The following is a 1,229-nucleotide window of genomic DNA, read 5'->3' as shown; positions in this document are numbered from 1 at the left end:
GGCGGATTCAACCGGTCGATGCAATAGTTTGCTGGAACCGTTCGGCAGGCGTTTCGTAGCCCAGCGTCTTTCTCGGACGCTCGTTCAATCGTCTTGCCACGGCATTGAGCTTAGCCTGCGAATACGCTGACAGGTCGGTGCCTTTCGGGAAGTACTGCCTTAACAGCCCATTTGTATTTTCGTTCGATCCACGTTGCCATGGATGCTGGGGGTCGCAGAAGTAGACCTGGATGTCAGTGGCGACGGTGAAACGTTCGTGCCCAGCCATTTCCGTTCCCCGGTCCCATGTCAGCGATTTGTAGAGTTCCTGCGGCAACTTACTGGCATGTTTGATGAGCGCATTGATGACCGTTTCGCTATCCTTGCTGGCTATCTTGACCAGCATGACATAGCGTGTCTGACGCTCAACCAGCGTCGCGATCTGGCTGCTCCCGCTGCCGCACAGCAGATCACCTTCCCAGTGGCCCGGTACCGCCCGGTCTTCAACGGTCGCAGGGCGTTCGCTGATCGATACCGTGTCCCGAATTCTCCCGTGATCGTCAGTTTTCTGCGTATGGTGGCGCGAACGACGCATGGCCCGGGTGCGCCGCAAGTGTTCCAGCAATTCCTTCTTCAAGGCACCACGAGCCTGTATGAAGAGACTGCGATAGATGGTCTCGTGGGACACGTGGTAGTCCTCGTCGTCTGGGTATGCACGCCTGAGCCATCCGGCAATCTGCTGCGGTGACCACTGCAGTTGGAGCTTGCCTGCCACGATGTGCGCCAGCATCCGGTGCTCAACCAGTTTACAGGCTTTGGGACGCTGTGCCCGATCCCATGCAAGCTGATCGGCGTAGGTCGCCCGGTAACCGTCTGGTCCGCTGTTACGTTTGATCTCACGACAGATGGTGGAAGGCGCTCGCGAAAGTCTTTTTGCAATTGACTGGATCGAATCGTCAGCCACAAGCCCTCGCGAGATCTCTTCGCGCTCCTCCAGCGTCAACGCCAATCCAGAGCGGTGCCTTTGTGGCGGCTGGATCCCGCCTGTCTCAGCCAGAATCCCCTGAACCGACGAGTGGTTACGATCAAAGAGCTGGGCGATCTTCTGCAGAGATTCGCCGTTGCGCCAACGTTCCCACATCAGCGCTTTCTGCGTCTCACTGTAATAAATCCGGCGTCTCTGCTTCATGTGCAACACTCCTGCTGCTTGCGCAGTCTTCAGTGTGTTGCATCGACCGGTTGAATCCGCC

The 1,229-nt window shown here is 57.4% G+C and carries 1 protein-coding gene; it reads right to left on the bottom strand.

The features are described 5' to 3' along the window. Positions 1-7: 7 nt before the first annotated feature. Positions 8-1,168, bottom strand: a complete 1,161-nt coding sequence (locus JMY24_RS38045) for an IS30 family transposase (RefSeq protein ID WP_128594367.1) — start codon at positions 1,166-1,168, stop codon at positions 8-10. Positions 1,169-1,229: the final 61 nt, after the last annotated feature.

This window comes from Paraburkholderia kirstenboschensis (assembly GCF_904848585.1).
In the GTDB taxonomy this organism is placed as follows: Bacteria; Pseudomonadota; Gammaproteobacteria; order Burkholderiales; family Burkholderiaceae; genus Paraburkholderia; species Paraburkholderia kirstenboschensis.
The sequence above is the reverse complement of the archived record's forward strand: the minus strand, read 5'-3'. Positions and strand labels throughout refer to the sequence as shown.